Source organism: Arthrobacter parietis, from assembly GCF_039530425.1.
Classification (GTDB): Bacteria; Actinomycetota; Actinomycetes; order Actinomycetales; family Micrococcaceae; genus Arthrobacter_D; species Arthrobacter_D parietis.
In genome coordinates this window covers 760,808-782,881 of record NZ_BAAAON010000002.1, presented here as the reverse complement: position 1 = coordinate 782,881, position 22,074 = coordinate 760,808, and the positions used below count along the sequence as shown (strand labels likewise).

20 protein-coding genes are annotated in these 22,074 nt (G+C 61.9%); 13 read left to right on the top strand and 7 right to left on the bottom strand.

The features are described 5' to 3' along the window. The first annotated feature begins 59 nt into the window (after positions 1-59). From ABFX19_RS11785 to nrdR, 9 genes are all read left to right on the top strand, one after another. Positions 60-575, top strand: coding sequence for a cell division protein SepF (locus ABFX19_RS11785; RefSeq protein WP_056547770.1), 516 nt, complete (start codon positions 60-62; stop codon positions 573-575). A 57-nt stretch (positions 576-632) separates the two neighbouring features. After that, a complete protein-coding gene (locus ABFX19_RS11780) occupies positions 633-926 on the top strand; it encodes a YggT family protein (RefSeq protein ID WP_056547155.1) in 294 nt (97 codons plus the stop codon). Between the two features lie 152 nt (positions 927-1,078). Next, on the top strand, positions 1,079-1,735 hold the full coding sequence (locus tag ABFX19_RS11775; RefSeq protein ID WP_056547157.1) for a DivIVA domain-containing protein: 657 nt from the start codon (positions 1,079-1,081) through the stop codon (positions 1,733-1,735). Positions 1,736-1,855: 120 nt separating this feature from the next. Continuing rightward, a complete protein-coding gene (gene lspA, locus ABFX19_RS11770; protein ID WP_277357816.1) occupies positions 1,856-2,458 on the top strand; it encodes a signal peptidase II in 603 nt (200 codons plus the stop codon). After that, entirely contained in the window at positions 2,445-3,380 is a 936-nt protein-coding gene (locus tag ABFX19_RS11765) for an RluA family pseudouridine synthase (RefSeq protein WP_346028369.1), read from the top strand. The genes lspA and ABFX19_RS11765 overlap by 14 nt, the downstream gene beginning before the upstream one ends. Positions 3,381-3,436: 56 nt before the next feature. Then, positions 3,437-7,006: a DNA polymerase III subunit alpha gene (gene dnaE, locus ABFX19_RS11760; protein ID WP_277357814.1), complete on the top strand. Its 3,570-nt coding sequence runs from the start codon at positions 3,437-3,439 to the stop codon at positions 7,004-7,006. A 25-nt stretch (positions 7,007-7,031) separates the two neighbouring features. Beyond that, positions 7,032-7,553 (top strand): hypothetical protein, encoded by a 522-nt coding sequence (locus tag ABFX19_RS11755; RefSeq protein WP_277357813.1) that lies wholly within the window; start codon positions 7,032-7,034, stop codon positions 7,551-7,553. 46 nt (positions 7,554-7,599) lie between these two features. Further along, positions 7,600-8,961, top strand: a complete 1,362-nt coding sequence (gene hisD, locus ABFX19_RS11750; RefSeq protein ID WP_428831036.1) for a histidinol dehydrogenase — start codon at positions 7,600-7,602, stop codon at positions 8,959-8,961. A 169-nt stretch (positions 8,962-9,130) separates the two neighbouring features. Beyond that, the gene (gene nrdR, locus ABFX19_RS11745; RefSeq protein WP_346028367.1) at positions 9,131-9,631 is read left to right on the top strand and encodes a transcriptional regulator NrdR; all 501 of its coding nucleotides are present in this window, start codon (positions 9,131-9,133) and stop codon (positions 9,629-9,631) included. 52 nt (positions 9,632-9,683) lie between these two features. Here the strand turns inward: nrdR and ppgK are convergent, their stop codons facing one another. Together ppgK and map are read right to left on the bottom strand one after the other, a co-directional pair. Beyond that, positions 9,684-10,511 carry a polyphosphate--glucose phosphotransferase gene (ppgK, locus tag ABFX19_RS11740; RefSeq protein ID WP_346028366.1) on the bottom strand — a complete coding sequence of 276 codons (828 nt, stop codon included), beginning with the start codon at positions 10,509-10,511 and terminating at the stop codon, positions 9,684-9,686. Between the two features lie 75 nt (positions 10,512-10,586). Then, on the bottom strand, positions 10,587-11,465 hold the full coding sequence (map, locus tag ABFX19_RS11735) for a type I methionyl aminopeptidase (protein ID WP_277357809.1): 879 nt from the start codon (positions 11,463-11,465) through the stop codon (positions 10,587-10,589). A 65-nt stretch (positions 11,466-11,530) separates the two neighbouring features. Between map and ABFX19_RS11730 the strand changes: the two genes are divergently transcribed. Next, positions 11,531-11,695, top strand: a complete 165-nt coding sequence (locus ABFX19_RS11730; RefSeq protein ID WP_157359053.1) for an SPOR domain-containing protein — start codon at positions 11,531-11,533, stop codon at positions 11,693-11,695. A gap of 15 nt (positions 11,696-11,710) precedes the next feature. Here ABFX19_RS11730 and panB read toward each other — a convergent pair whose 3' ends face one another. Next, positions 11,711-12,574, bottom strand: a complete 864-nt coding sequence (panB, locus tag ABFX19_RS11725) for a 3-methyl-2-oxobutanoate hydroxymethyltransferase (protein ID WP_346028365.1) — start codon at positions 12,572-12,574, stop codon at positions 11,711-11,713. Positions 12,575-12,764: 190 nt separating this feature from the next. On the opposite strand from panB, the gene glnA (ABFX19_RS11720) reads away from it, so the two are divergent. Both glnA (ABFX19_RS11720) and ABFX19_RS11715 read left to right on the top strand, forming a co-directional pair. Then, a complete protein-coding gene (gene glnA, locus ABFX19_RS11720; protein ID WP_056547176.1) occupies positions 12,765-14,105 on the top strand; it encodes a type I glutamate--ammonia ligase in 1,341 nt (446 codons plus the stop codon). Positions 14,106-14,123: 18 nt separating this feature from the next. Next, complete coding sequence (locus ABFX19_RS11715) at positions 14,124-17,141, top strand: bifunctional [glutamine synthetase] adenylyltransferase/[glutamine synthetase]-adenylyl-L-tyrosine phosphorylase (protein WP_346028364.1); 3,018 nt, start codon at positions 14,124-14,126, stop codon at positions 17,139-17,141. Between the two features lie 86 nt (positions 17,142-17,227). Here the strand turns inward: ABFX19_RS11715 and glnA (ABFX19_RS11710) are convergent, their stop codons facing one another. Beyond that, positions 17,228-18,652 carry a type I glutamate--ammonia ligase gene (glnA, locus tag ABFX19_RS11710; protein WP_277357806.1) on the bottom strand — a complete coding sequence of 475 codons (1,425 nt, stop codon included), beginning with the start codon at positions 18,650-18,652 and terminating at the stop codon, positions 17,228-17,230. Positions 18,653-18,958: 306 nt separating this feature from the next. On the opposite strand from glnA (ABFX19_RS11710), the gene ABFX19_RS11705 reads away from it, so the two are divergent. Further along, positions 18,959-19,396, top strand: coding sequence for an RDD family protein (locus ABFX19_RS11705; RefSeq protein WP_277357805.1), 438 nt, complete (start codon positions 18,959-18,961; stop codon positions 19,394-19,396). On the opposite strand, the gene ABFX19_RS11700 is transcribed toward ABFX19_RS11705, so the two are convergent. From ABFX19_RS11700 to lipB, 3 genes are all read right to left on the bottom strand, one after another. After that, positions 19,393-20,166 (bottom strand): DUF4191 domain-containing protein, encoded by a 774-nt coding sequence (locus ABFX19_RS11700; protein WP_277357804.1) that lies wholly within the window; start codon positions 20,164-20,166, stop codon positions 19,393-19,395. The genes ABFX19_RS11705 and ABFX19_RS11700 overlap by 4 nt on opposite strands. A 90-nt stretch (positions 20,167-20,256) precedes the next feature. Continuing rightward, positions 20,257-21,258: a lipoyl synthase gene (lipA, locus tag ABFX19_RS11695; RefSeq protein ID WP_056547190.1), complete on the bottom strand. Its 1,002-nt coding sequence runs from the start codon at positions 21,256-21,258 to the stop codon at positions 20,257-20,259. Beyond that, on the bottom strand, positions 21,255-21,977 hold the full coding sequence (gene lipB / locus ABFX19_RS11690; protein ID WP_277357803.1) for a lipoyl(octanoyl) transferase LipB: 723 nt from the start codon (positions 21,975-21,977) through the stop codon (positions 21,255-21,257). The genes lipA and lipB overlap by 4 nt, the downstream gene beginning before the upstream one ends. Positions 21,978-22,074: the final 97 nt, after the last annotated feature.

The following is a 22,074-nucleotide window of genomic DNA, read 5'->3' as shown; positions in this document are numbered from 1 at the left end:
CACACCTTGCTTTACATTCTGCATGACGGATGCAGGACGAAGGACTGACAGGAGCAACCATGGCTGGCGCACTGCGCAAGACAATGATTTACCTTGGGCTCGCCGACGGTGACGAGCACTACGAGCCCGAGCCAAAGACATCCCACAGCAGGAATGAGGACTACTCCGTGGACTACGACCGTGACGAGCGCCATGTCGAGGCCGCGCCGGCAGCAAAGGCGGCTCCGGATGAGTATCGCGCTCCGGTCACGCCTATCAAGCGGGCGCAGTCTGCACGCGAGGACGCTTCATCGCTTCGCCAGATCACCACGGTGCACCCGCGCTCCTACAATGACGCGAAGATCATCGGAGAAAGCTTCCGCGACGGCATTCCTGTGATCATGAACGTCACGGACATGGGCGAGGGAGACGCCAAGCGGCTGGTGGACTTCTCGGCCGGACTCGTCTTCGGCCTTCATGGGTCGATCGAGCGTGTCACCAACAAGGTATTCCTGCTATCGCCGTCCTACATCGAGGTCCTCGGGGAGGATCAGAAGACCAGCGACGGTCAAGCGAGTTTCTTCAATCAAAGCTGACACTGTTTACTGGTACTCGTAACTATTCCGTTCATGCCAGAGGACTGTGACTGACACGTGAGCTTGGTCTTCGCCCTGATCTACCTGGTGCTGATGCTGTTCCAGCTCGCGCTGATCATTCGTATTGTTTATGACGCCGTTCAAATGTTTGCCCGTAATTGGCGCCCCAGACGGCTGGCGCTTGTTCTTGCATCCATGGTGTACGCGGTGACAGATCCGCCTATCCGGCTTTTTCGCCGGCTCATCCCGCCGCTCCGGTTGGGTGGCGTTTCGCTCGACCTCGCATTCATCGTGGTGTTTCTGGGGGCTACTATCCTCAAGGCAATTGCAGGTTCATTGGCAACGGCTTGATCCGGTTAGTTTTCGAGACCTAAAAGATATACGCTGAATCACATATTGGTGTGAAGCAGGAGGTTTTGCCTCCACAAGCATGTCCACAATTCGGTAACGTTGTCAGGTCTGCTCGACAGGCGGCTTCGACTAAATGCATATGAGGTGACCAGATGGCCCTGACGCCAGAAGATGTTGTCAACAAGCGGTTTCAGCCCACCAAGTTCCGTGAAGGCTATGACCAGGACGAGGTGGACGACTTCCTCGACGAGATCGTCGTGGAATTGCGTCGTCTGAACCAGGAAAACGACGACCTTCGCCGCCAGCTCTCGGAAGTTTCCACGGGCACAGCGCAGAACGCCGCCGTCCCTGCTCCGGTGGCCGCCAGCACCGCTACCGAAGAGGTCCGCGAGGAGGAAAAGCCTGAGGAGCCCAAGGTGGAGGCACCGAAGGCTGAGGAGCGCCCGGCTGCCCAGCCGGTTGCCGCCGCTGCACCTGTCCAGCAGGGCGGCACCGCGGAGTCTGCGGCGGGTGTCCTCGCGATGGCGCAGAAGCTTCATGACGAGTACGTCAACGCCGGCGTTGAGCAGCGCGACAAAATCATCGCCGAAGCGCAGATCGAAGCCAGTGGCCTCGTCAATGACGCTCAGGAAAAGAGCCGGAAGGTACTCGGCGCGCTGGAGCAGCAGAAAGCAGTCCTCGAGCGCAAGGTCGAGCAGCTGCGTAGCTTCGAGCGTGACTACCGGTCCCGTCTCAAGGCATACATCGAAGGTCAGCTCCGGGACCTTGATTCCCGCGGTTCCGTTGCATCTGAAACTGCAGACGCCTAAGCAGGATCCAAAGCTCACGAGGCCAGTCGCCGGTTTATCCGGCGGCTGGCCTCTGCCGTACCCTGAATAGAGAGCCAAGCGTCCACTGCCGCCTCTTCGGCGCGTACAACTGAAAGCACCATGACCGAGCATCCTTCCGTCTCAGGCCCCGATTCGGGCCGGTCGCACCGCAAGCACGGCAAACGCATCGGAGCCCGCTACGCGCTGCTTCTGGTTGCATTCGCACTGGTCGCCTACATCATCGATCAGCTGACCAAAATCTGGGTCGTTTCCACCATGGTGGAGGGTCAGATCACCGAGGTGCTGCCGCCCGTGCTGAGCTGGCATTTCATTCGCAATTCCGGGGCGGCGTTTTCCATCGGAACAGAGATTACTTGGGTCTTCACCATCATTCAGGCCCTCGTATCCATAGCGATCATCACGCAGATCGGTAAGGTCGCTTCAAAAGGCTGGGCTGTTGCACTGGGATTGGTATTGGGCGGCGCCGTCGGGAACCTCACGGACCGGTTGTTTCGTGAGCCCACATTTGGTCAGGGGCATGTCGTCGACTTCATCGCGCTGCCGAATTTCGCTATTTTCAACATCGCCGACATCGCCGTGGTCAGTGGAGTCATTCTCATTTGTCTGCTGACACTGCGGGGCATCGGCATGGACGGCCTACGCAGCAACGAGGAGCGGGAGGACCCGGACACTGCCGAGGTGGTGGATGATGAGCGTCCGTAGTACTACGTTCGACATTCCGGAGCCGGCTGCGGGTCAACGCATCGATGCGGTGTTGGCAGGGTTGACCGGGGTATCCCGTTCGGTCGCTGCCGGATGGTGCAGCGGGGGGAACGTCACCATGGACGGTGCACCCGTCCAGAAGTCAACCCGTGCCGTCGCGGGCGGATCACTCACCGTCGTTGTACCGGAGAAAATCGATCCCTTGCGGATCGTGGCCGAGCCGGTTGACGGAATGGGCATCCTTTTTGACGACGATGACCTGGTGGTCATCGATAAGCCGGTGGGAGTTGCGGCTCACCCGTCCCCTGGATGGGTGGGACCCACTGTCGTGGGAGCGCTGGCGGCTGCCGGGTACCGGATTTCCACGACCGGTGCACCTGAGCGGGTAGGTATAGTCCACAGACTCGACGTTGGGACCTCCGGAGCGATGGTGGTTGCCAAGAGTGAGCATGCCTATACCGTGCTCAAGCAGGCTTTCCGGGATCGGACCGTAGACAAGCAGTATCACGCGCTGGTCCAGGGGCTACCGGATCCGCTCCAGGGAACTATCGAGGCGCCCATCGGCCGCCACCCGGCGCACGACTGGAAGTTCGCCGTCATGGAGGACGGCCGTCCATCGGTGACCCACTACGCAGTGGAGGAAGCGTTCGGGAAGGCAAGTCTCGTCAAGGTCCGCCTGGAGACCGGGCGTACGCATCAGATCCGCGTGCATTTCTCCGCTCTGCGCCACCCATGCGCCGGTGACCTGACGTATGGGGCGGACCCCCGGCTGGCGGCGGAGCTCGGACTCACCCGGCAATGGCTGCACGCCAGCATGCTTTCGTTTGACCATCCGCGCAGCGGCGAACGGGTAGCCGTTGAAAGCGGGTTCCCCATGGACCTGCAGTATGCACTCGATGCGCTGACCGGCGGAACGGTCTGAGACCGACACCCGCTTGCAGGCGCGCGGGAAGCGTCCCCGGCGCTCGCTAGAATGAGTTGGTGGTTTCCTCAGCTCCGTCCTCATCCCCAGTGGCCCCGGCTTCGTCGCGGGACTCCTTCGTCCACCTTCACAACCACACCGAGTACTCGATGCTCGATGGCGCTGCCCGCCTGAGTGATCTCTTCAGCCATACGGCGGAGCTCGGCATGAACGCGTTGGCCACGACCGACCACGGGTTCGTGTTTGGGGCCTTCGACTTCTGGAACAAGGCCCGTGATGCGGGAGTGAAGCCGATTGTCGGAGTCGAGGCCTACCTGACGCCCGGCACCGCCCGTGCGGACAAGACGCGTGTCAAGTGGGGAGGAGGCGGACGCGATGACGTATCGGGTGCGGGCGCGTACACCCACATGACCCTGTGGTCGGAAACCACCGAGGGCATGCACAATCTCTTCCGGATGTCCTCGCTGGCTTCGCTGGAGGGCTATCTGTACAAGCCGCGCATGGACCGCGACCTGCTGCAGACCTACGGCAAAGGGCTGATTGCAACCACCGGTTGCCCCTCGGGAGAAGTCCAGACAAAGCTGCGCCTCGGCCTGTACCGGGAGGCAGTTCAGGCGGCATCCGACTTCCGCGACATCTTCGGTCGCGAAAATTTCTTCTGTGAACTCATGGACCATGGGTTGGATATTGAGCGGAACGTCCAGGCGGACCTCATCAAGCTCGCCCGTGAACTGGGCCTTCCCCTCGTGGCCACCAATGACCTCCACTACACCCATGCAGAGGATGCCAAGGCGCACGCGGCGCTGCTGTGCGTGCAGTCCGGTTCCACCATGGCGGACCCCAAGCGCTTCAAGTTCGACGCCGATGAGTTCTACCTCAAGTCGCCGGCCGAGATGCGGGCAATTTTCCGTGACTTCCCTGAGGCTTGCGACAACACGCTGCTTATTGCCGAGCGGTGTGACGTCGAGTTCAACACCAAGGCGAACTACATGCCGCGCTTTCCGGTTCCCGAGGGTGAGAACGAGCAGTCCTGGTTCGTTAAGGAAGTCGAGACGGGCCTGCAGTACCGCTACCCGGCCGGCGTACCCGACGACGTCCGCAAGCAGGCGGAGTTTGAGGTCGGCGTCATCACGCAGATGGGCTTCCCGGGCTACTTCCTGGTTGTGGCCGACTTCATCAACTGGGCCAAGAACAACGGCATCCGGGTGGGTCCCGGGCGCGGATCCGGTGCCGGTTCCATGGTGGCGTACGCCATGCGCATCACGGACCTGGACCCCCTGAAGCACGGCCTCATCTTCGAGCGGTTCCTCAACCCCGAGCGCGTCTCCATGCCGGACTTCGACGTGGACTTTGACGATCGCCGCCGCTCCGAGGTCATCCGGTACGTAACTGAAAAGTATGGCGACGAGCGCGTCGCCATGATCGTCACTTACGGCACCATCAAGGCCAAGCAGGCACTCAAGGACTCCTCGCGTGTGATGGGCTATCCGTTCTCCACGGGGGAGCGCCTCACCAAGGCCATGCCGCCGGACGTCATGGGCAAGGGGCTCGCATTGGCGGACGTGCACAACAAGGACGCCAAGCGGTTCTCGGAGGCGGAGGAACTGCGGGAACTCCTGAAGACCGATGCCGAGTCTGCGAAGGTATTCGAGACAGCCCTGGGACTGGAGGGGCTGAAACGCCAGTGGGGTGTGCACGCGGCCGGGGTCATCATGTCCTCCGACCCGCTGATCGACATCATTCCGATCATGCGTCGTGATCAGGACGGCCAGATCATCACGCAGTTCGATTACCCCACGTGCGAGGGTCTCGGCCTGATCAAAATGGATTTCCTCGGTCTGAGGAACCTGACGATCATCACCGACGCCGTTGAGAACATCAAGGCCAACCAGGGCGAGGACCTCGTTCTGGAAGACCTCGAACTCGACGACCGGGAGTCTTATGAGCTGCTGGCGCGTGGCGACACCCTTGGCGTCTTCCAGCTCGACGGCGGGCCCATGCGCTCGCTTCTGAAGCTCATGCGCCCCGACAACTTCGAAGACATTTCAGCGGTCCTCGCTCTCTACCGCCCTGGTCCCATGGGCGTGAATTCACATACGAACTATGCCCTGCGCAAAAACGGAATGCAGGAGATCGAGCCGATCCACCCAGAACTCGAGGGACCACTGGAGGAGATTCTCGGCGGCACCTACGGCCTGATCGTGTACCAGGAGCAAGTTATGTCGGCCGCACAGAAGCTGGCGAACTTCACATTGGGCCAGGCGGATATGCTGCGCCGCGCCATGGGCAAGAAGAAGAAGTCCGAGCTGGACAAGCAGCAAGCGGACTTCTTCGCCGGAATGAAGGCCAACGGTTATTCACAGTCGGCTATGGACAAGCTCTGGATCGTGCTTGAGTCATTCTCCGACTACGCCTTCAACAAGGCTCATACCGCGGCGTACGGACTGGTGTCCTACTGGACCGCGTTCCTCAAGGCGCACTACCCTGCCGAATACATGGCGGCACTGCTGACCAGTGTCGGCGATGACAAGGACAAGCTGGCCATCTACCTCAACGAGTGCCGACGGATGGGCATTACAGTGCTGCCCCCGGACGTCAACGAGTCGAGCGTCAACTTCACTCCGGTCGGGACTGATATCCGCTTCGGGATGGGCGCAATTCGCAACGTCGGCGCAAACGTGGTCGGCGGGATGGTGGCTGCTCGGGAGGAGAAGGGTGCGTTTGAATCCTTCTCCGACTTCCTGCAGAAGGTGCCCGCCGTCGTCTGCAATAAGCGGACGATCGAGTCGCTCATCAAGGCCGGTGCCTTCGACTCTCTGGGTCATCCCCGCCGCGCACTGGCGATGATCCACGAGGAAGCCGTGGATTCCGTCGTCGTGCTCAAGCGTAATGAAGCCGCCAACCAGTTCGATCTCTTCAGCGCCTTCGATGATCCGGGCGTCGGAACCGGGCTTTCGGTCGAGGTTCCGGACCTGCCGGAATGGGCAAAAAAGGACAAGCTCGCTTTCGAGCGGGACATGCTGGGCCTCTACGTATCCGACCATCCCCTCCAGGGCCTGGAAGGCTTGCTCAGCCAACATGCTGATTCCGCCATCACCTCCATTATCGGCGAAGACGGCCCGGCCGACGGCGCCCCCGTGACCATTGCCGGAATGATCACCTCTCTCCAGCGCCGCATCGCCAAGAATAGCGGAAACGCCTACGCCAGGGCCGAAATTGAAGATCTTGGCGGATCGATGGAAGTGATGTTCTTCGGGCAGGTCTACGGACCGATCGCGTCGGTACTCGAGGAGGATTTAATCGTGGTGGTTCGCGGACGCCTGCAACGGCGCGACGACGGCGCGGTCACCCTCAACGCCCAGGAACTTTCCGTTCCGGATCTGACGGAGGGCCACTCCGGCCCGGTGGTCATTTCCATGCTTCACCACAGGGCTACCGAACCCGTAATCCATGAACTCGGCTCAGTGCTGAGACAGCACCGGGGCAACTCCGAGGTGCGGCTGCATGTCCGTAAGGAACGCCAGATGTCAGTGCTATCGCTGCCGGTTGACCTTCGGGTCAACCCGACGCCGGCGTTGTTCGGGGACCTCAAGGTGCTTCTTGGACCAACGTGCCTCGATGCATGAGTTCCGACAGATTGGGAACGGTTAGATGAGACGGACGCAGGAATCAGCAGCGGAGCCGGGTACGTATCCACCAGCGGTCTATGCCGGTCCCGCCGCGGAGACGGCGGTGCCGCCGTCGTCGTTGCTCTGGTGGGCCGCGGCAACGACTGTGCTCGGACCGGTGCTCGGCGTCCTCTGGTGGTTCGCGTCGCCTGGTGGCGGATTCTATGGAGACAGGGCCAACGCTGAGTCCTGGCTGATCCGGGACCTTGTGCTCGGCGGATTGCAGTTGCTGGCCGGCGTCGTCGTCGGATGGCTGTTGACTAACCGTATCGACCTGCCCGGCGCGTGGCAGCGTGTGTGCGCGGCCGTGGGCGGAAGCATGGTGGGATCCGTCCTTGCTGTGTTGGTTGGGCAGGGGCTTGGAGCCCTGTTTTCCGGCGGTGACGGCGAATTTCCTTTTGTGCTGCGTTCGCTCGGTGTGGCATTGGTCTGGCCCGCAGCCGCAGCGTTGGTGGTTTTCCTGGCCTCGCTGCTCGGGCTGCTGCTTATCCGGCGGAATCGGTAGCGCACCCTTTCCGTCGTGGGCAGAAGCCAGGACAGCCGCCGGTAGAATTGCGGCTGTGACTGCTCAGACCGCTCCCGGATCATTCGACGCCTTCCGCACGATCGACCTGCGCGGGACACATCTATCCACCGCCGAACTCCGTGCCGCGATGCCGAGGAGCACCACGTCGTCGTTCGAATCGGTCGCCTCCCGCGTTGAAGACATTATTGTTGCTGTCCGGTCACGCGGATTCGACGCGCTCAGCGAGCTGGCGCAGCGGTTCGACGGCGTTGAACAGTTCCACCCGCGGGTGCCGGCTGAGGCTTTAAGTGAGGCACTTCGGGCGCTCTCGCCTGACGTGCGGGCCGCGCTGGAGGAGTCCATTGACCGCGCCCGTGTCTTTGCCCTGGCGCAGAAACCGCAGGACGTCGTCGTCGAGATCCGACCTGGAGCTGCCCTGACGCAGCGGTGGGTGCCCGTTGGCAGGGTGGGGCTCTATGTCCCCGGTGGGCTTGCGGTCCTCGCCTCGTCGGTCATCATGAATGTTGTACCTGCACAGGCTGCCGGCGTTCAGTCCATTGCACTGGCATCGCCGCCGCAGAAGGAATTCGGGGGACTGCCGCACCCGGTGATTCTTGCCGCGGCGGAACTGCTCGGTGTCAAGGAGGTCTACGGCATCGGCGGTGCCCAGGCGATTGCCGCCTTCGCACACGGTGTGTCAGGCGAGGAGGATCGTAACGCGATTGAGCCGGTGGACGTTGTCACGGGCCCGGGGAACATCTACGTCGCCACAGCGAAGCGGCTGGTCAAGGGCATGGTCGGGATCGACGCTGAGGCCGGCACCACGGAGATCGCTGTGTTGGCAGACGGGACGGCGCAGCCGCGACTGGTTGCCGCGGACCTGATCAGCCAGGCCGAACATGACCCGAACGCCGCCTCGGTACTGATCACGCCTTCGGTTGAACTGGCTGCTGCCGTCCGGGCGGAGCTGTCGATCCAGGCGAAGTCCACCCGGCACCGCGAGCGGGTCGAAACTGCGCTGGGCGGGCCTCAATCGGGCACCATCCTGGTGGACAACATTGACCACGGTATTGCGGTATGTGACGCGTATGCCGCGGAACACCTGGAGATCCACACGGATCAGGCGCCAGCAGTAGCGGCGCGTATCAAGAACGCGGGGGCGATCTTCGTGGGCGACTACAGTCCGGTGAGCCTGGGCGACTACTGCGCGGGCTCGAATCACGTCCTGCCCACAGCCGGCACGGCGGCGTTTGCTTCCGGGCTGAGCGTGTTCACCTTCCTGCGGGCAATGCAGGTGATCGACTACAGCGCAGACGCCCTGCGGGAGGTGAGTGAGCATGTTGTTCAGCTTGCTCAGGCTGAGGATCTGCCGGGACACGGCGATGCGGTGCGGGTGCGCTTTTCCTGACGGGTACTCCGGCTGACCGCTCCTGTCCCTGAGTGCCAAACCACCACATCTAGTAATGACATGGTTGTAGTTTCACTACATCTAGTTCTAGAATGGTTTCCGGACGCCGTTGAAAAGTTGCGTCGTATCCGATGAATACGCTGTTCGCCAGAGTTGAAACGAGGGTGGAGTGCACTGTCCGTTCTGCCGCAGTTCCGACTCGCGTGTCGTTGACAGCCGTCTCACCGATGATGGATCAGCGATCCGCCGTCGGCGCCAGTGTCCCGAATGCGGCAAGCGATTCACTACCGTGGAAACCACCAGCCTGTCGGTCATCAAACGGTCCGGCGTTGCCGAGCCCTTCAGCCGCAGCAAGGTCATCAGCGGCGTGCGCAAGGCCTGCCAGGGGCGGCCTGTCACTGAGGATGACCTCGCACTGTTGGCGCAGGACGTCGAGGAGGCTGTTCGTGCAAGCGGCGTCGCTGAAATCGACGCCCACGAGGTTGGGCTGGCTATTCTTGGGCCGCTCCAGAAGCTGGACCAGGTAGCCTACCTTCGCTTCGCCAGCGTGTACCAGGGCTTCGACTCCCTCGAGGACTTCGAGAAGGCTATCGAGAAGCTCCGCCTCGAAGCGGAGAATGCGGCGGCCCGGGTCCCATCGGGTAAGCAGCGGCCGCTCACCGCCACATAATCTCCGGTGGTGGCTGCGGAGGGGAAGCCGCCGCCACCACCGGCACCACCCGCTATTTCGCTTCGACCGGCTGGCTCTTGAAGTGAAGCGCCGCTTGAAGCGCTGCTCCCACAATGCCGGCGTGATTCCGGAGCTCGGCAGGAATGATGGGCGTTCGCAGGGAAAGATTGGGAAGGAAGTCCTTGCTTCGCTTCGAAATGCCGCCGCCCACAATGAAGAGTTCAGGCGAGAACAGGAATTCGACGTGGGAGAAGTAGCGCTGCAGCTTGACGGAGTACTCATCCCAACTCAGTCCCAGTCGTTCGCGGGCTACGGCTGAAGCCTGGGTCTCGGCGTCGTGCCCGTCTATTTCAAGGTGGCCAAGCTCTGCGTTCGGAACCAGCTTGCCGTCGAAGATGAAAGCGGAACCAATCCCGGTACCGAGTGTGATGACAAGGACCGTACCGTCGACGCCCTTGCCCGCGCCGTACTGAACCTCTGCGAGGCCGGCGGCGTCAGCATCATTGATAACGTGCACGTCGCGTCCGAGGACCTTGGTAAACAGTGCGTCCACATCGGTGTCGATCCAGCTCTCATCGACATTCGCCGCCGAGCGCGCCACACCGTGCTGGATGATGGCCGGGAAGGTCACCCCGATCGGCAGGCCTGCAGGCGGCGCTCCCTCCCGGACGGACAGTTCAGCAACAATGTCGGCGACGACGACGGCGACAGCCTCCGGTGTAGCCGGCTGGGGAGTCTCCACCCGGAACCGATCACCGACGATGGCCCCGGCGGTGAGGTCAACAATGCCGCCCTTGATGCCGGTGCCACCGATGTCGATTCCGATGACCGTGGCAGGCAGGTTCCTGCCGCCCTTCGTCTTGCCGCTGTTCTTGCCCATGTTTCTCCAGTAATTCTCTCGGGTGTGTTTGGTCCGCGCCTTGCCGGTAATGCGCGGAGGTGGTGCTTGGTCTTGCTAGGGAAGCGTCAGGACTTCGGCGCCGGTCTCAGTCACCACGAGCGTGTGCTCGAACTGCGCGGTGCGCTGACGATCCCGGGTGACCACAGTCCAGTCATCAGGCCACATATCCCACTCAATGGTTCCAAGCGTGAGCATCGGTTCGATCGTAAATACCATCCCGGGCTCGATGACGCGGTTGTAGGCCGGCGCGGCATCATAATGCGGGATGATCAGCCCGGTGTGAAAAGCCTCTCCGACTCCGTGACCCGTGAAGTCCCGCACAACACCGTAGCCGAATCTCTTCGCGTAGGACTCAATGGCACGGCCGATGACGTTAATTTCCCGTCCCGGGGCAACCACCTTGATAGCCCGGTTCAGAGCCTCCCGGGTGCGCTCCACCAGCAGGCGGGAATCCTCGTCGACGTCGCCGACGAGGAAGGTGTAGTTGGTATCCCCGTGCACACCGTCGATGTAGGCGGTGATGTCGATGTTGATGATGTCTCCGTCGCGGAGCTCGGTGGAGTCAGGTATGCCGTGACAGATGACCTCGTTGAGCGACGAGCACAAAGACTTCGGGAATCCGCGGTAACCGAGGGTGGAAGGGTACGCCTTGTGCTCGATCAGGAACCGGTGCCCAACGGCGTCGAGCTCGTCAGTGGTGACGCCGGGGGTAATGTGCCGGCCGACTTCCTGGATGGCTTGCGCGGCTATCTTTCCTGCCCGGCGGATTTTCTCGATGGTGTCAGCCGACTTGACCTCGGATCCCTCGAACCGGGCAGGTCCGGGGCGGCCGACATACTCCGGACGCTCAATTGACCGCGGCACCTTACGGGGAGGACTGATAGTCCCCCCGATGAGCGTGCCGACGGGTGCGGAGGAGGAATGCTGGGACATACTCTTGATCCTATCGGTGTGGAACCACCGAAGCCGAAAGTGAAAGCAAGACCAAGGAGGCCGCGATGGTGCAGTACTGGTACAACGTTCGGACCCACGAGGTTGAAGAAGATGCCCAGTCCGACTGGAGCCAACTCATTGGTCCCTATCCCACGCGAGCAGAAGCGGAACGCGCGCCGGAAAAGGTTCAGGAGCGCAACCGTGCGTGGGACGCACAGGACGAGGAGTAGCTTCTGCGGAAGCTGCTAGAAGCTGTGCTCGGGACCGGGGAAGCTTCCGTCACGGACCTGATCGCCGTAGGTGCGAGCGGCATCGGAAAGCACGGATCTAACATCTGCGAACTGTTTGACGAACTTGGCCTGCTTGCCCGAGCGCAGGCCCGCCATGTCCTGCCACACCAGTACCTGGCCGGTGGTCGCCGAGCCTGCACCGATGCCAATGGTGGGCACGCTGACAGCGCGGTCCACCTCAGCCGCTACATCCGCCGGCACCATCTCCATGAGAATGCAGAAGGCGCCGGCCTCCGCGAGTGCTACGGCGTCATCAATTACCTGCCGTCCGGCCTCACCCCTGCCCTGGACCCGGTAGCCGCCCAGGGAGTGCTCGCTTTGCGGTGTGAAGCCGACGTGTGCCATGACGGGAATGCCTGCGCGCACAATAGCGCGGACTGTTTCCGCATAGTGCGCTCCGCCCTCCATTTTCACCGCATGAACCAGTCCCTCCTTCATCAGACGGACGGAGGATTCCACGCCCTGGGCAGGCGAGACCTCATAGCTGCCGAAAGGTAGGTCCGCAACCACTAGAGAGCGGCTCGCTCCCCGTGTGACGGCGCGGGAGAAAAGGATCATTTCGTCGAGCGTGATCGGCAGTGTGGTGGCGTGCCCGAGCACATTATTCGCAGCGGAATCTCCAATAAGCAACACCTCTATGCCTGCAGCATCGAAGATTTCTGCTGCGTACTGGTCGTACGCGGTCAGCATGGCGAATCGTCGGCCGCTGTCTTTCGCCGCCTGGAGATGGTGTGTCCGGATCCGCGGGACCGGCTGGGACGGTGCACCACCGGCCTGTGATCCGGTTCCATAGGGGGCTGGAGTTTCCGCGAAATTCATGACCACGAGCCTACTTCACGGGTAACGCCGTCGTAACACAAGCCGGACATACTGTACGGGTGCGGCTCTCCGCACGCCGGTGCCCGCGCTGACGGTCCATTGTCAGTAAAGTGAGCAGCGGACCGGGGAGTAGGCACCTGGTTGTACGGGAGGTCGGAAAGACAACGGGATGAGTGGGAAAGAGGTTGGAATGGATCGGCAGCAGGAGTTCGTCCTACGCACCATCGAGGAACGCGACGTCCGTTTTGTCCGGCTGTGGTTCACCGACGTCGTCGGCTCGTTGAAGTCGGTTGCCCTTGCTCCCGCGGAAGTCGAGGGTGCTTTCGAGGAAGGCCTCGGCTTCGACGGTTCCTCGATTGAGGGCCTCGCCCGGGTTTTCGAGTCCGACATGCTTGCCCAGCCGGATCCCTCGACGTTTCAGATCCTGCCCTGGCGCGGTGAAAAAGAGCAGACATCCAGGATGTTCTGCGACATCCTGACCCCGGATGGCCAGCCGTCATCAGCTGACCCGCGCGGCGTGCTGAAACGGACCCTCGCTAAAGCGGCGGACATGGGATTCACTTGCTACACCCACCCGGAAATCGAGTTCTACCTTCTCAAGTCTGACGAGCTCGGCGCAGACGGTCAGCCTGTTCCGGTGGACCAGGCGGGTTACTTCGATCACGTACCGGGCGGCGTGGCGCAGGATTTCCGGCGGACCGCGGTTGCGATGCTCGAATCTGTCGGAATCTCGGTCGAGTTCAGCCACCACGAGGCCGGTCCGGGGCAAAATGAGATCGACCTGCGTTACGCCGATGCGCTGCAGACTGCCGACAACATCATGACATTCCGCACAGTCATCAAAGAGGTAGCGCTGACGCAGGACAGCTACGCCACCTTCATGCCCAAGCCTTTTTCCGATCACCCGGGCTCCGGGATGCATACGCACTTTTCGCTCTTCGAGGGGGACACCAACGCGTTTTTCGAAGCCGGCGCCGAGTTCCAGTTGTCCAAAACGGCACGCCAGTTCATCGCAGGCATCCTTCGCCACGCACCGGAATTCACGGCAGTCACCAATCAGTTCGTCAACTCCTATAAGCGTCTCTGGGGCGGCGGCGAAGCACCAAGCTACCTTTCCTGGGGTCACAACAACCGTTCCGCGCTGGTGCGCGTTCCGCTGTACAAGCCGAACAAGGGGCAATCCGCCCGCATTGAATACCGCGGTATAGATTCCGCAACAAACCCATACCTCGCGTACTCCGTGCTGCTGGGTGCCGGTCTGAAGGGAATCGAGGAGGGCTACGAACTGCCGCCGGGAGCAGAGGATGACGTCTGGAGCCTGACAGCCGCGGAGCGGCGCGCCATGGGTCACGATCCGTTGCCGGCGAGCCTTCACGACGCCGTGCGGGCCATGGAGGATTCGGAACTTGTGGCTGAGATCCTCGGCGAGCAGGTCTACGAGAATTTCCTCCGCAACAAGCGTGCGGAGTGGCATGACTATCGAATCCAGGTAACCCCCTACGAGCTCAGGCGCAACCTCGGCATCCTCTAGGCATAAAGGAAGTTGTCCATGAGCCTGAACAGGGAACTGATCAGCAGGGGTTTCACGGACCTCGACAAGAGCACCCGGTTTCTGGCTGCGGCAGAACTTGCGGATATACCGGAGGACCGGCTCTTCAACGGGCTCACTGTCGCGGCTAATCCGGACCTGGCACTTCAGTCCCTCGTTCGCCTTCTCGCGGTCCAACCCGAACTGGCCGACCTCGTGCGGCTTGGGGGCTCCGGCGCTGAGTCCCTCTTCCGGTTGCTCGGGGCCTCTGAAGCGCTCGCTGAATTCCTCATGCGCCATCCGGAGCACTCCGATGTGGTCCGGGTTGGGACAAGTGCAGAGCCCGGGCGGGTGGACGCGGCGGTGCTGCGGCAATCGCTTTTGCGGTCTGTCGGTGCTGACGCGGGAGATGCCAATCCCGTCGCGGCGGTATCCGGCGAGGACGCATACCGCGCCCTGCGCACGGTCTATCGCCGGCACCTTACCGAGCTGGCCATACGGGACCTCGGTGCGGCATCACCCACCGATTTTCTCCCCACGGTCGGCCAGGAGCTGTCCGACCTTGCCGCAGCGGCACTCGAGGCAGCCCTGGCGGTCTCGCGCGCGGAACTGGCGACAACCTTCCCGACTGCACAGGTGGCGGCCGTCAAGTTATCGGTGATCGGAATGGGTAAATGCGGAGCCGGAGAGCTGAACTACATCTCGGATGTCGATGTCATCTACGTCATCGACGCTGAGGGCCTTGAGGAAGAAACCGCCGTGCGCGTCGGGACCGCATTGGCCGCCGGCATTTCTCGGGCGGTGACGTCGGCCGGACGGGAACCGGGACTGTGGGAGGTGGATGCAAATCTTCGCCCTGAGGGAAAGGACGGCCCGCTTGTCCGCACCCTGGACTCCCACCTGACCTACTATGCGCGCTGGGCCCGGACCTGGGAGTTCCAGGCGTTGCTCAAGGCACGTCCAATCGCGGGGGATCCGGCATTGGGCGAGCGTTATGCCCAAGCGGTGTCCGACCTCGTCTGGACCTCATCGGAACGCGATGGATTTGTTGAATCCGTTCAGGCGATGCGCCGGCGGGTCACCGACAACATCCCCTCCCACGAGGTCAACCGGCAGCTGAAGCTCGGGGCAGGAGGACTGCGCGATGTTGAGTTCACGGTGCAGTTGCTCCAGCTGGTCCACGGGAAAGTTGACGAAACGCTCAGGACCCGCGCCACCACGACGGCCATCGCCGCACTGAGCTCAGCCGGCTATATCGGCCGGCGGGATGCCCAGCAATTCGACCAGGCCTACCGCTTCCTGCGCGTCCTCGAGCACCGCATCCAACTGGTTCAGATGCGCCGCACCCATCTCATGCCCGACGACGAAGCGAGCCTGAAGGCGCTCGCCAAGTCATCAGCCAGCTCTCTGCTGGAGACCCGGCCCACCGCAGCTGCGCTGACCGAAGAATGGCAGCAGACCAAACGCCTGGTACGACGCCTGCATGAGGCCATCTTCTACCGGCCGCTGCTCAACGCGGCGGCGAATCTCAGCGCTGACGAGGTCCGGTTGACTCCGGAGGCAGCCAGCGCTCGTCTTGCTGCCCTCGGTTATCTGGATCCACGCGGGGCCCTGCGACATATTGAAGCACTAACAACGGGAATCAGCCGAAGATCGGCATTGCAGCGGCAACTGTTGCCCGTCCTGCTCGACTGGCTCGCTGACGGTGTGGATCCGGATGCAGGGCTGTTGGGTTTCCGACGCCTAAGCGAAGCACTGGGGGAGACGCACTGGTACCTCGGAATGCTTCGGGACTCCAAGGCAGCGGCGGAGCGGTTGTGCCACATCCTGTCCTCCAGCAGATTCATCACCGATCTGCTGGAGGTCTCTCCTGAATCAACGAAATGGCTCGGCTCGGACAAGGAGCTGAGGCCCGTTGCGTTCGAAACACAATGGCAGGAGATCCAATCGAAGATGTCCCGCCACCCCGCACCAAAGGAGGCGATGCGCCTCATCCGATTGATCCGCCGTCGTGAAATTCTGCGGATCGCCATCGCGGACAGTTCAGGGTTGCTCAAGCAGGAGGACGTCGGGCCTGCACTTGCCGATGCGGACCGGGCCGCCATTCTTGGCGCTCTCAACGTAGCGGAGGCGGAGGTGTATGCCGGGGAGCAGGCGCTGACCGACGTCGTCGTTATTGCCATGGGTCGCCAGGGCGGACGGGAGATCACTTATGGCTCCGACGCCGACGTCATGTATGTCCACCGGCCGCGGGATGGAGCTGATCCAGCTGCTGCGCAGAAGCAGGCCGAGCAGATCGTCGGCAGGCTGCGGCAGTTCCTACAGCAGCCCTGCTCGCCTCCGATCATGGCGGAGCGTGTTTTGGAGATCGATGCAGACCTGCGCCCGGAGGGTAAGCAGGGCCCGATCGTTCGTTCCCTCGAATCGTTCCGCGAGTACTACCGGCGATGGTCCCTGGTCTGGGAATCTCAGGCGCTGCTGCGGGCCTCGCCGATGGCGGGAAACGATAGGCTGGCATCGGATTTCCTGCAGCTGATAGATCCTCTTCGCTACGAACGGGACGTGACAGAGGGTGACCTGCGGGAGATACGCCGCCTCAAAGCGCGGATGGAATCGGAACGGCTGCCGCGCGGTGCCGATCCATCACGCCAGGTCAAGCTGGGCAGGGGCGGCCTCAGCGATGTTGAGTGGCTCATTCAGCTCTTGCAACTGCAGCACGCGCACGGCTCGCCGTCCCTGAGGACAACATCGACGCTCGAGGCGATGGACGCGGTCGAGGAGCAGGGGCTTCTGCCTGCCGGCGACGTCGACACTCTCCGATCAAGCTGGCGGCTCGCCTCACGTGTGAGGGCTGCAAACACGGTGTGGGGCGGCAGGCAATCGGACCTGCTGCCCTCCTCCCGCCGAGACCTTGAAGCCGTTGCGCGCTGGTGTGGTTACGGTCCGGGGCAGGGGACGGAGCTTGAGGAGGACTACCTGCGCTTGACCAGGCGGAGCCGTGCAATTTTCGAGCGCTCGTTTTACGGGTATGGCGATTGACGGCGAGTGACCTTGGACAGCAGCAGTGAGACAGCAGCAGGGCCGCACCGGAGTGCGGCCCTGCTGCTGATTGAGGTGCGTGGTGCCTAAACGCCGTAGTACAGCTCAAACTCGTAGGGGTTCGGGCGTGCAGCGAGCGGAGTGATTTCCACCTCTCGCTTGTACGCAATCCAGGTGTCGATCAGGTCCTGGGTGAACACACCACCGGCCTGCAGGAACTCATTGTCGGCTTCCAAAGCCAGCAACGCTTCCTCAAGGGAACCGGGAGCCTTCTGGATATCCTTGGCCTCTTCAGCGGGGAGCTCGTAGAGGTCCTTGTCGATCGGGTCGGCCGGTTCAATGCGGTTTTTGATTCCGTCCAGGCCGGCCATCAACTGCGCGGCGAAGGCGAGGTACGGGTTGGATGAAGGGTCCGGGGCGCGGAACTCGATGCGCTTGGCCTTCGGGTTGGAACCGGTGATCGGGATGCGGATACCTGCGGAGCGGTTGCCCTGCGAGTAGACCATATTGACGGGGGCTTCGAAGCCCTTCACCAGGCGGCGGTATGAGTTCACGGTGGGGTTGGTGAACGCGAGCACGGCCGAGGCATGCTTCAGTACGCCGCCGATGTACCAGCGCGCAAGATCCGACAGGCCGGCATAACCGCGCTCGTCGTAGAACAGCGGCTCGCCGTTGCTCCACAGTGACTGGTGGCAGTGCATGCCGGAACCGTTGTCACCGAAGATCGGCTTGGGCATGAATGTTGCCGACTTTCCCCAGGCATTGGCAACGTTCTTGACGATGTACTTGAACTTTTGCAGGTCATCGGCAGCATGGACCATTGTGGTGAACTTGTAGTTGATCTCCGCCTGCCCCGCACCTCCCACCTCGTGGTGCGAACGTTCAACCTCAAGACCCACTGCATCCAGCTCAACGCAGATTGCGTCACGGAGGTCCGCCTGCTTGTCCACCGGGGCAACAGGGAAATAGCCGCCCTTGAACGGGGTCTTGTTGCCGAGGTTGCCGCCAACCTCCTCACGACCGCTGTTCCAAGGGGCTTCAATGGAGTCAACCTTGTAGAAGCTCCCTTGCGGGCTGGATTCATACTGGATGTTCTCGAAGATGTAGAACTCTGCCTCCGAAGCGAAAAACGCGGTGTCCGCGATGCCTGTAGAGGACAGGTATGCTTCGGCGCGCTCTGCGACACCGCGCGGATCACGATGGTACGGATCACCCGTGCGGGGGTTGACGATGGAGAAATTCAGTGCCAGCGTCTTCTCGATCCGGAAAGGATCGATGAATGCGGTAGTGACGTCCGGAATCAGCTGCATGTCGGATTCGGCGATGCCCTGAAACCCTCGGATCGAGGATCCGTCGAAGAGCTGACCGTGAACGAAGAAGTCGGCGTCAACCGATTTCGCCGGGACATTGAAGTGCTGCTGCACGCCGGGGAGGTCGGTGAATCGGACGTCGACGAACTTCACATCTTCGTCGACGATGTACTTGAGGACTTCGTCCGCATTCTTGAACATCGGATTATGCTCCTTACGCATATTCGGGAAGAGCGACCGGGGCCGGTAGCGCGGGGGAGACGCCACAAGGGTTGACCTGCTGCGGTCGCAACAGCCTCCACACTATGAATGCGCAGTTACCCACTGGTGTCGCAAATGTTTCCGGCATGTAACTTAAGCCGGCAGCTACGCATACGTGCTCTTGTTCCACCCTATCGGTAGCGCCCCCGCGCTACGAGTAGGACTGTATCGGGGGGACTGCATCCAGTTGGACAGAGCAGGTCCACAGAGCCGGAATGCCCGAGTGATGCAGGATAGAGTGGAGCGGTGGTTGACCGCAGAGACATCAGTTCGTGGCTTGAAGGACCGCCGTCGCGGGGTGACGGCCACTGGCCGGGTCAGCGCCTGGGCCGGCCACGGAACGGCGCAGGTTCAATCGCCCGTCCTGGGCGCCGGCTAGGCGCTCTCGCTATCGACTGGGCGCTGTGCAGCCTGATCTCGGCGGCATTTTTTGGATACGACGGTACTGCAACGCTCGGCATCTTCGCACTCGAACAGATGCTGCTCGTCGGGTCACTGGGATATAGCGTGGGACACCGCGTCTTCGGCATGCAGGTGCAACGGCTGGAGGGCACGCCCGCAGGGCTGGGAGCAGCGATTGTGCGTACCCTGCTCATCTGCCTGGTGATTCCGGCAGTTGTCTTCGATGAGGATCAGCGCGGCTTGCATGACAGAGCCGTTCGAACCGCCTTGGTACGGATCTAGCGGCCCCGCATCGCCTTGCGATCCGGGCGGGCCTTGAACGGGTCCACTCCCTTGGGAATCGGCATCCGGGTACCCAGCGCGCTCAGCCGCTTGTCAACGGCAGAGACTTCCTGACGCGTGAGGTTCTTCTTCATCTTCTGCAGTTTCTTCGAGATGCGCTGAAGCGGAACCTGCCCCTCTCCGTTGCCGGCATGGACAACCTGAACCGGCACACCGGGCACAATCCTGTTCATTTTGACCCGTTCTGCGTTGACCAGCGGTTTGACGCGATTCACTGGCCCCTCCGCCACGAGGACGATGCCGGGCCGCCCGATCGCACGGAAAACGGCGTCCTGGGTACGAGCGTTCACTGCGACCGGCTCATCCTTCAGGATCCAGCCCCGGCGCAGGACACTGAGGGCCGCTCCTGATGCGCCGGGTTTCCCCTCGATCTGCGAGAACGCAGCGCGTTCAGCCCGTCTCGACAGGATGAAGAGTGCTGCGAGGAATGCCAGTGGGATGGCAATGATAAGCATGGTCACGACGTTGCGGATCAGGAAACCGATGAGCAGCCCGACGGCAACAACCGCCAGGAACGCCAGCACCATAATCCAGATAACGTTTGGATCGTTGCGCCGCGTCATCGCGAAGACCTCGCCGATACGCTTCAGCGTTCCCGGCTTTTTGGCCGGCTTGGCGGCCTTCGGCTTCCGTGAGAAGAGGCGGCGCCGCGAGCCCGATCCGTCTGGGTCCGAGGTGGCGTTTGAGCTGTTGTCAGTACTGTTGGCCATAGTGCATTAAGTCTACGGGATACCTAACGCATCGGACGTCCGCGCGCAGCGCGAACGTCCGAGCGAAGGTTTGCGCCTCGTGACGCTACGTCAGCCGGGAATGAGACTCGAAGCTTCCTGCAGAGTGCTTCCCGAATCCTCAATGTGAGCAAGCTCAGGAGGTAATTCAAGGCCCTTCTTTCGCATCGCCCGTGCCCAGAGACGGCCGGCGCGGTAGGAAGACCGCACAAGCGGACCGCTCATGACGCCGAGGAAGCCGATCTCGTCAGCCTCCTGCTGAAGTTCCACAAACTCCTGCGGCTTGACCCAGCGATCCACCGGAAGGTGCCGCTCACTGGGACGCAGGTACTGGGTGATTGTAATCAGGTCGCAACCTGCGGAATGAAGGTCGCGCAGTGCTTCCGAGATTTCCGCGCGGGTTTCACCCATCCCGAGGATCAGGTTCGACTTTGTCACCATGCCGTGGTCCCTGCCCTGCGTGATGACGTCCATCGACCGTTCATAGCGGAAGGCTGGACGGATGCGCTTGAAGATGCGCGGGACCGTCTCCACGTTGTGGGCGAAAACCTCCGGACGGGCGTCGCAAATTCCGGCGATGTGTTCCGGTTTGCCGGAGAAGTCAGGAATCAGGATCTCGACGCCGGTTCCCGGGTTGAGCGAGTGGATCTGACGAATAGTTTCCGCATAGAGCCACACCCCCTCATCTTCGAGGTCATCGCGTGCCACCCCCGTAACGGTGGCGTAGCGCAGGTTCATGGTCTGTACGGACTGCGCGACCTTGAAGGGCTCGCTGCGGTCCAGCGGTGCAGGCCGGCCTGTGTCGATCTGACAGAAATCGCACCGCCGGGTGCATTCTGAACCGCCGATCAGGAATGTTGCCTCCCGGTCCTCCCAACACTCGAAAATGTTGGGGCAACCTGCTTCCTCGCAGACGGTGTGCAGGCCTTCCTTCTTCACGAGGTTCTTCATTCCCACGAACTCGGGACCGATGTTGACCTTGGCCTTGATCCAGTCCGGCTTGCGCTCGACCGGGACTGCGGCGTTCCGTGCTTCGACGCGCAGCAGGCGCCTTCCCTCGGGGGCCAGGCTCACAGTAAGACTCCTTCCGGCCGGTCGTTGCCGACGGCCTGTGCTGTCTCGGCTAGCTGGCGATTGCCTTCGGGACCGAGCACCAGCGACGCCTCATTGTTGCGCAGTTCTTCTTCAATGCGCGAAACGATGTCGACCGGTGATACGGAGCGACCGATCTCCTTGGAGATGCTCGTGACACCGGCGTCAGTAATACCGCAGGGCACAATCTGCGCAAAGGGCGCGAGATCGTTGCTGCAATTGATCGCGAATCCGTGCATGGTTACCCGCCGGTTGATGCGGATGCCGATAGCAGCAATCTTCCGCGCCGGTCGTTGGGAATCACCTGATAACCAGACTCCGGATCTGCCTTCGATTCGAATTCCGGTGATCCCATAGTCGCTGAGGACCGCGATGATGACATCCTCGAGAATTCCGACATAGTCGGCAACGCGGGTGGGCTCAGGAAGGGCGAGGATGGGGTAGCCCACCAATTGACCCGGGCCATGCCAGGTAAGTTTGCCTCCCCGGTCAACCGGTACAACGGGGGTCCCATCGAACGGCTTTTCGTCTTCCTCGGTCCGTTTTCCTGCGGTGTAGACCGGCGAATGTTCGAGGAGGAGAACAGTGCTGGGCGACGTACCGGCAATCACTGATTCATGCAGCGTCTTTTGTCGGTCCCATCCGTCCCGGTAGTCGACGAAGTGGGGATCGAATCCGATTCGGGAGAACTCCAGCGTCATTCCTCAAGCGTAGACCCGGGTGGGCGGCGATCCCACATTCGTGAATGTGGACAGAGTGTGGATAACTTCTGCGCCGGGAGCGCGAGTAGCCAAGACT